General features: G+C 67.9%; 5 protein-coding genes and 1 pseudogene. 3 read left to right on the top strand and 3 right to left on the bottom strand.

All coding sequences use genetic code 11. The features are described from left to right. Positions 1–219 precede the first annotated feature (219 nt). From VE25_RS23180 to VE25_RS15120, 3 genes are all read right to left on the bottom strand, one after another. Positions 220–1,749, bottom strand: a complete 1,530-nt coding sequence (locus tag VE25_RS23180; RefSeq protein WP_201776098.1) for a hypothetical protein — start codon at positions 1,747–1,749, stop codon at positions 220–222. Between the two features lie 91 nt (positions 1,750–1,840). Beyond that, the gene (locus VE25_RS15125; protein ID WP_046109460.1) at positions 1,841–2,788 is read right to left on the bottom strand and encodes a DMT family transporter; all 948 of its coding nucleotides are present in this window, start codon (positions 2,786–2,788) and stop codon (positions 1,841–1,843) included. Between the two features lie 247 nt (positions 2,789–3,035). Further along, positions 3,036–3,965 carry a tyrosine recombinase XerC gene (locus VE25_RS15120; protein WP_046109459.1) on the bottom strand — a complete coding sequence of 310 codons (930 nt, stop codon included), beginning with the start codon at positions 3,963–3,965 and terminating at the stop codon, positions 3,036–3,038. Positions 3,966–4,072: 107 nt separating this feature from the next. On the opposite strand from VE25_RS15120, the gene VE25_RS15115 reads away from it, so the two are divergent. From VE25_RS15115 to VE25_RS15110, 3 genes and pseudogenes are all read left to right on the top strand, one after another. Next, on the top strand, positions 4,073–6,241 hold the full coding sequence (locus VE25_RS15115; protein WP_046109458.1) for a primosomal protein N': 2,169 nt from the start codon (positions 4,073–4,075) through the stop codon (positions 6,239–6,241). A gap of 58 nt (positions 6,242–6,299) precedes the next feature. Next, positions 6,300–6,533 (top strand): annotated as a pseudogene (locus VE25_RS22415) (BrnT family toxin); the annotation flags it as partial. Further along, entirely contained in the window at positions 6,530–6,823 is a 294-nt protein-coding gene (locus tag VE25_RS15110; protein ID WP_244466941.1) for a BrnA antitoxin family protein, read from the top strand. The pseudogene VE25_RS22415 and the gene VE25_RS15110, both read left to right, overlap by 4 nt. Positions 6,824–7,016 lie beyond the last annotated feature (193 nt).

The raw sequence follows: 7,016 nt of genomic DNA, 5'->3' as shown, positions 1-7,016 counted from the left end.
CCCCGTCGACCTCTCCACGTCTTTATACGAGACCGCCCCCGACCCTATTAATCCATGAACGGCTCCAGCTAGGGAACGGCTCCAGCTAGGTCCAGGTCCGATCCCATTGCCGGGCTTGTCCCGGCAATCCAGTGCAATGCCGCGGCATCCCCTGGACCACCGGGACAAGCCCGGCGGTGACGACAAAAGCAGAGGTCAGAGGCCCGCCATTACGCCTGACTACTCCCCGATCAGCACCACCGTGCCGGCCTCATAAGCCTCACGGCAGTCGGCGGCGTCGCGCAGCTCGTCGCTGTCGAGGAGCGTGGTCGCCGTGCCCGGACCCTCGAAGCGCGGGTCGTCGCATTCGCCGTCATTGGCGTAGGTCGAGGAATCGTCGCCGAAGTCGACATGGGAAGAGTCGTGCGGACCGGCCGCGGCATAGGCCGGGTCGTAGACCTTGCGGATCTCGATCTCCCCGGCGTCGACCAGCGCACGGCAGTCGGTGGCGTCGCGCATTTCGTCCTCGACGAGGAGCTTCTTGGCCATGCCGGTGCTGCCGGCAAAGCGCGGATCGTCGCACTCGCCGTCATTGGCATAGGTCGAGGAATCGTCGCCATAGTCGAACTCGGTCGGGCCCGAGGGGCCGCTGCTGTCGTCGGCCAGCGTCACCGTGCCGGCCTCGAAGGCGGCGCGGCAGTCGGTGGCGTCCTTCATGCGGTCGCTGTCGAGCAGCTCGGCGGCGGCGCCAGGGCCGGTGAAGCGCGGGTCGTCGCACTCGCCGTCATTGGCCCATTGGCTGGAATCGTCGCCGAAATCGATGTCGTCGGCGCTGGCGCCCTCGCCCTTGAGTGTGATGGTGCCGGCTTCGTAGGCCTCGCGGCAGTCGGTGGCGTCGCGCCGCTCGTCTTCATCGAGCAGGGTCGTCGCCGTGCCCGGGCCGGTGAAGCGCGGATCGTCGCATTCGCCATCGTTGGCCCAGTCGCTCGAATCATCGCCGAAGTCGATGTCGTCGATGCCGGTGGCGGCGCCCCCATTCCCGCCCTTGAGGGTGATGGAGCCCGCCTCGAAGAGCGCGCGGCAGTCGGTGGCGTCCTTGCCTTCGTCCTCGGCGAGCAGTTCGCTGGCCATGCCGACGCCGGCAAAGCGCGGGTCGTCGCACTCGCCGTCATTGGCCCAGCGGCTGGAATCGTCGCCGAAATCGATGTCGGCGGCGTCGGCAGGCTCGTCTCCACCTTCTCCGGCAAGGGTCACGGTGCCGGCCTCGAAGGCCTGCCGGCAGTCGGTGGCGTCTTTCATGCGGTCGGCCTCGACCAGCTCGGCGGCGGCGCCGGGGCCGGTGAACCGCGGATCGTCGCACTCGCCATCGTTGGCCCATTGGCTGGAATCGTCGCCGAAGTCGATGTCGGCGGCCTCGGGCGCGGTCTCCTTGCCGCCCGTCTCCCCGCTGTCGTCTTCGACGAGCGTCACGGTGCCGGCCTCATAGGCCTGCTGGCAGTCGGTGGCGTCCTTCATCAGGTCGGCATCGACGAGCTCGGCGGCGGCCCCGGAACCGGTGAAGCGCGGATCGTCGCATTCGCCGTCATTGGCCCATTGGCTGGAATCGTCGCCGAAATCGATGTCGTCGAGCTGGGCGAGCAGCAGTGCTCCTGAAGGTCCGGGCAGGACGGCCGGCTCGGTCGCGGGCGCGGCGAACCCCGGAGTCGCCGCGGCGAACACCAGGGACAACCCGACGAGCGCTCCGCGAAGCAGCGGAATTGCAGACGGCATGAGGATGTCCTCCCAGAAAAGTGAACTGCGATTCAGCGCGACCTTACAGCGGCTTTGGCCGGACAGATAGTCGTTACCTCGCCCTTTGGCGTCATCCGGTGACGAGGGCCTTGCGCTCGGCGCGCCCGAAAAGGGTGATGCCGGCGATGACGAGGGCGGTGCCGATGGCGTGGAAGATCGTGAAGGCTTCGCCCAGCACGACGACCGCAATGGCGGCCGTCGCCACCGGGCCGATGCCGGCTGTGGTCGAGGTGGCGCGCGCCCCGATCCGCGAGATGCCGGCGTTCATCAGGAACGAGGGCAGCACGGTGCACAGGATGCCGAGCGCCAGGCCGTAGCCGAGCGTGTGCGCATCGACCGAGGCGAGATTGCCGGGTCCGTGCACCACCGCATCCTGCGCGATGGCGGCGATCCCGGCCGTCGACATGCCGACGCAGGTGAAGATCCCGGCGCCGATGATCTTCATCTGCCGCCTGGCCAGGTGCTGGTAGAGCGCGAAGGTGAGGGCCGCCGCCATCACCAGCGCCGTGCCGGCGAAGAGCCCCTGCGGCTCGGCGACGAGGTTCCAGCCGAAGATCACCGCGAGCCCGAGATAGGAGATCACCATCCCCGGCACCACGCCCCAGGCCATGCGGTCGCCGAAGAACCAGACGCCGAGCACGAGGACGAAGAACGGATAGGTGAACAGCACCAGCCGCTCGTACTGGGCCGAAACGAACTGCAGGCCGGCGAAATCGAGGTAGCTCGAGACATAATAGCCGAGCAGGCCCACCAGCATGGTGGCGACGAGCGTCCAGCCCCTCAGCTTGCCGAGGATGCCGGGGGTGCGCCTGGCGAGCACGAGGAAGATCACTGCGTAGACCGGCAGCGCCACGGCCATGCGCAGCGCCAGCAGCGTCTCGGTCGCAACGCCATGGGCGTAGGCGAGCTTGATGAAGATGCCCTTGGTCGAGAACAGCACCGCCCCGCCGATGGCGAAGGCATAGCCCAGGGTGTCGAAACGTTCGGCGGAGGCGGCGGAAACGGGCGGGGCGGACATCGGGGAACCTCTTTAAGGCGCCCGTCCATCGGTCACCGGAGACATCCCGGGCCTGATGGCCGGGCCGGTGAAACGAAATCGCTTGAGTATAAGGATGTCAGCGTTCGCCCCGGCACATGTGGGTGCCAAGAAGCCAGACTTTCGCAAGAAGCATCGGGTGCGAGCGCATGACCCATTCCCCTACATCGGCGCACCGTGCGCGTAAAGCCGCATTCGGGTGCCGCAGCGTCAGCACTTTGCCAACCCATCACCCCCGCGGGTGGGCCTTGCGGTAGCTCTCGAGCAGCCGGTCGGTATCGACCGCGGTATAGACCTGCGTCGTCGAGAGCGAGGCGTGCCCCAGCAGCTCCTGGATGGCCCGCAGGTCCCCGCCACGGCCCAGCAGATGCGTGGCAAAGGAGTGCCTCAGCGCATGCGGGGTCGCCGAAGGCGGCAGGCCGAGGGCCCCGCGCAGCTGGGCCGTGCGCATCTGGATCAATCTGGGCGAAAGCGGCCCGCCCCGCACGCCGCGGAACATCGGCTCGTCGCGCGGAAGCGCGAACGGGCACAAGGACTTGTAGGTCTCTATCGCCTGCCGGACGGCTGCGATCAGCGGCACCATCCGCACCTTGCCGCCCTTGCCGGTGACGCGCAGCGCCTGTGTTTCGAGATCGGCCGGCGTCACTGCCAGCGCCTCGGAGATGCGCAGCCCCGAGCCGTAGCAGAGCGCCAGCACCGCCATGTCGCGCGCCGCGATCCATGGCCTTTCTTCCAGCTCTTGGGTGGTCTCGATGGTTCGGCGCGCCTCGATGACGGTCAGCGCCTTCGGCAAGGATTTCGGGATTTTGGGCGTCCGGACCGTCGTCAGCGCTTCACTCTTCAGCACCCCCTCGCGCTCGAGGAAGCCGAAGAAGGATTTGAGTGCCGAGAGCACCCGGGCGAGCGAGCGGGAGCCGAGGCTTTCCGCCCGCCGCGCGGCCATGAAGGCGCGGATGTCGGCGGCGCGCAGCTCCTCGAGCGTCCTCAGCGAGACCGGCCCGCCGGTGTGGCCGGAGAGAAAAGAAAGGAACTGCCTGAGGTCGCGGTCATAGGCTTCGAGGGTCTTGCCGGCCAGCCGCCGCACGGCGCCGAGCTCGCGCATCCAGCGGGCGATCTCTCGCTTGACGGTCTCGTCGGCGGCAAAGGCGATATCGGTCATGGCGGCATCTTGGCTGGGCAGGGTAAAGGTGCGGTTTAATCCGCGGCGCCCTAGCCGAATCGGCGCCAGGCGCTATGTATGGAGCCAAGAGAACAGAACGAGCACACATGTACGGGCCAGGCGACATCGTTGCAGTCATGGTGGGCGTTGCCGTCGAGGGACCCTATTCCTACCGGGTGCCGGACGGGGCGGAGGTCGAGCGCGGCTCGATCGTCGCCGTGCCGCTGGGGCCGACGCTGACGCTCGGCGTCGTCTGGGGTGAGCCGAAGGACAATGTCGCCCACAACCGGTTGAAGGACATCGCCCACGTCTTCGAGGTGCCAGCGCTCTCCGACGAACTCCTGAAGCTCGTCGACTGGGTCGGGCGCTATACGCTCGCCGCCCCCGGCATGGTCATGCGCGGGGCGCTGCGCAGCCGCGAGGCGCTGGAGCCCGAGCGCCCGATCACCGCCTTCCGCAAGACCGGATTCGAGCCCGAGCGGCTGACCGATGCACGGCTGCGTGTACTCGACGTCGTCGCCGACGGCATGGCCTGGGCCAAGGCCGCGATCGTCGGGGCGAGCGGCGTTTCGGCTTCGGTGATCGAAGGGCTGGAGCGGGCCGGGGCGCTGGAGCGGGTCGAGATGCCGCCGCCGCCGGTCGTCATGCCCCCCGACCCCGACGGTAACATGCCGACCCTCAGCCCCGAGCAGCAGCAGGCGCTCGGCGCCATCCGCGGCCTCGACCCGCACCGGTTCGGGGTCGCCCTCCTCGATGGCGTCACCGGCAGCGGCAAGACGGAGGTGTTCTTCGAGGCGGTAGCCGATACGCTGCGCGCCGGGCGGCAGGCGGTGGTGCTGCTGCCCGAGATCGCACTGACCCACGCCTTCCTCGAGCGCTTTTCCAAGCGCTTCGGCGCGCGGCCGGCCGAGTGGCATTCGGACATGACGCCGGTGCAGCGGGCGCGGGTGTGGCGCGGTGTGCTGACAGGGCAAGTGCGCGCCGTGGTCGGCGCGCGCTCGGCGCTCTTCCTGCCGTTCCGCGAGCTCGGCCTCCTCGTCCTCGACGAGGAGCATGACGGGGCCTACAAGCAGTCGGACGGGGTCAACTACCACGCCCGCGACATGGCCGTGGTGCGCGCCCGCCTTGCCGACGCGCGGGTTCTGCTGGCCTCGGCGACGCCGTCGGTCGAATCGCGCAACAACGCCAACCAGGGCCGCTACCGCCACGTCATGCTCTCCTCGCGCTTTGCCGAGGCGGCGCTGCCGGACGTCACCGCCATCGACATGCGCGAGGAAGGCCCTGAAAGGGACCGCTGGATCGCTCCGCGCCTCGCCCGCGAGATCTTTTCGACCCTCGACCGGGGCGAGCAGGCGCTGCTCTTCCTCAATCGTCGCGGCTATGCGCCCTTGACGCTCTGCCGGGCCTGCGGCCACCAGTACCAGTGCCCGCACTGCTCGGCCTGGCTCGTCGAGCACCGCTTCCGCGGCGTCCTCATGTGCCACCATTGCGGGCACGAGCAAAAGATCCCGAAGAGCTGCGGATCGTGCGGGGCCGAGGACTCGCTGGTGCCGATCGGGCCGGGCATCGAGCGCGTCGCCGAGGAGGCGGCGGAGCGCTTTCCCGATGCGCGCCGGGTGATCCTCTCGTCCGACATGGGTTCCAACGCGGCGCTGCGCGAGCGGTTCGCGGAGGTGGCGCGCGGCGAGTACGACCTCGTCATCGGCACCCAGCTCGTCGCCAAGGGGCACCACTTCGAAAAGCTCACCCTCGTCGGCGTGATCGATGCCGACCTCGGCCTCGCCCACGGCGATCCGCGCGCGGCCGAAAAGACCTTCCAGATCCTGACGCAGGTTGCCGGCCGCGCCGGGCGCGCCTCGCGCCACGGCAAGGCGTTCCTGCAGACCTATCATCCGGCCCATCCGGTGATGCGCGCCATGGTCACCGGCGACCGCGAGGCGTTCTATGCCCACGAGCTTGCCGCGCGCGAGGCGGGAAGCCTGCCGCCGTTCGGGCGGCTCGCGGCGCTCGTCGTCTCGGCCAACGCGCACGAGGAGGCGATGGACTACGCACGCCGCCTCCTCTCGGTCGCGCCGATGGCCGAGCACCTCAAGCTCTTCGGCCCCGCAGACGCACCGGTCGCCATGGTGCGCGGCCGCCACCGCGTCCGTCTTCTCGCCCAGAGCCCCAAGGACTTCGACCTTTCCGGTTACGTGCGCTTCTGGCTCGCCTCCGCCGAGCGCCCCAGGGGCAGCCTCAAGGTGCAGGTCGACATCGATCCGATGAGTTTTTTTTGAGAGATTTTTGTATATACATAAATTGACGTCGGGGACGCCGTGAACGAAGAACGCCAAGAATCGGGCCAAGCACAAGATCGACTTTTCCCTGGCGCGAGACTTCGATTGGGACCACGCAATCATCGAGCCCGACCTGCGCCGCGATTACGGTGAGGATCGCTTCCTCGCGCGCGGGATGGGACCCGACATGGTCGGATATCATGTGGTTTTCACCATGCGGGATGGCCGCCTTCGTATCATCAGCATGCGACCATTCAACCGAAAGGACAAACGGCTATGGATGGGAAATTGAAGCACGAGCCGAATGATGATGAGTTTGAGGAGACGATTGGACTCGATGAGGACGATGCTCCTGAACTCACCGAAGAAGCGCTGAAGCGTTCGATTCCGGCGGCGCAGTTCTTTGCCGAACGTGGCTTGCCGATGCCCGGCCGCCCCAAGTCTGCGAACCCCAAGGTCTCGGTCAGCCTGCGGCTCGACCGGGAGGTGGTGGAGGGGTTCAAGGCGGACGGACCGGGTTGGCAGACGCGCATGAACGCCGCGCTGGCGGAAAGCCTCAGGAAGGCTCGCAAGAGCGCTTGAGCAGACTTACGCGCCGCACCCGTGGCTGCGACATTTTCGCCTGCGCCGAATCGCCTGCCCAAGCCTTGCAAGCCGCGTTGCGCTTGTGATAGAGCGAGCGCGACTTTAGGGGCTTGGCGGACGGGCTCCTCCCAAAAACAAGACGCTAAACGTCGGCGGCCGACCGGGTAAGTTTTCCGGGACGGCAAGCAGG

It is taken from the genome of Devosia geojensis (assembly GCF_000969415.1).
Taxonomy (GTDB): Bacteria; Pseudomonadota; Alphaproteobacteria; order Rhizobiales; family Devosiaceae; genus Devosia; species Devosia geojensis.
Note: the sequence above shows the minus strand (reverse complement) of the source record. Positions and strands in the feature narration are given on the sequence as shown.

What these genes read in the sequence shown, in the direction of transcription:
- VE25_RS23180 (WP_201776098.1), bottom strand. Translation starts at nt 1,749, where the DNA reads ATGCCGTCTGCAATTCCGCTGCTTCGCGGAGCGCTCGTCGGGTTGTCC.
- VE25_RS15125 (WP_046109460.1), bottom strand. Translation starts at nt 2,788, where the DNA reads ATGTCCGCCCCGCCCGTTTCCGCCGCCTCCGCCGAACGTTTCGACACC.
- VE25_RS15120 (WP_046109459.1), bottom strand. Translation starts at nt 3,965, where the DNA reads ATGACCGATATCGCCTTTGCCGCCGACGAGACCGTCAAGCGAGAGATC.
- VE25_RS15115 (WP_046109458.1), top strand. Translation starts at nt 4,073, where the DNA reads ATGTACGGGCCAGGCGACATCGTTGCAGTCATGGTGGGCGTTGCCGTC.